Here is a 1,112-nt window from a genome sequence, read left to right as displayed (position 1 = left end):
GGTAAATTGTAAAATGAAGTTGAACACTTGCCCTAATTAAAAAATGAAAAAAGTCCATTGGACTTCTTTGATAGAATGTAATTACCCAATCAATTCTAGAAAGAAGTTACCAATGAACTCGCTTAATTCTACCATATCTAATCACCAAAAGGGCCAACATCTTGCTTTGCAAGACCGCGTGATTATCCAAGTCTTGCGCCAGCAGGGCCAGTCCCTGCGTCAAATTGCCGCTAGTCTTAATTGTTCGCCCGCAACCGTGAAATATGAGCTTGAACGCGGTCAGATTGCACTCTATCACGGTCAACGGCACCGCTATGATGCCCAAGCAGCGCAAAGACGCTATCAGGCAAGACGCTTAAACTGCGGTCGTAAGCAAGCCTGCTTGGCCAAAACTCGCTTCATTAAGTACGTTGAAGCGCACTTCTTCAAGCACGGCTGGTCGCTTGATGCCTGTGTGGGCCGGGCCTTAGCCAGTGGTAAATTTACCCGGGCCGAAACCGTCTGCACCAAGACGCTCTACCATTATGTGGAACGTGGTTTATTACAGATTAAGGCAACTAACTTGCCCGAATGCTTAAGCCGTAAGACTAAAGCCAAACGGATACGCCAGCATAAACGCAGACTGGGGCGCAGTATTAGTGAGCGACCTGCTGCTATTAACCAGCGCCGCGAATTTGGTCACTGGGAATGCGACCTAGTCTTAGGTCACAAGACCAAAGATGACCAGGCCCTCTTAACCCTGTATGAACGCATGACGCGCAAGTTTATGATTATTCCGATTAAGGATAAGACTGCCGCTAGCGTCATGACGGCCTTTAAAATCTTGCGCAGCCACTACCAAGAACACTGGAATGAGGTCTTTAAGACCATTACCACGGATAACGGTTCTGAGTTTGCGGATTTAGCCCAGTTAGAAAGAGTATCGCAGACGTTGGTCTACTATGCGCACCCTTACACTTCTTGTGAGAAGGGCGGAGTAGAGCGGCACAACCGGTTAATCAGGCGCTTCATTCCTAAAGGCAAATACATCAAGGATTATGATATGATCCAAATCTACGGCATTGAGGAATGGTGCAATAACCTGCCGCGCAAAATCTTAGCCTACCACACTC

At 47.4% G+C, this 1,112-nt stretch carries 1 protein-coding gene; it reads left to right on the top strand.

Features of this window, described 5'->3' with window-relative positions; translation table 11 throughout:
• Positions 1 to 112: 112 nt before the first annotated feature.
• On the top strand, positions 113 to 1,112 hold a 1,000-nt coding region (locus ACYIAQ_RS08750; protein ID WP_483564049.1), incomplete at its 3' end, for an IS30 family transposase.

Source organism: Lactobacillus sp. X-49 (assembly GCF_057063645.1).
This window is presented reverse-complemented; position numbering and strand designations above follow the sequence as displayed.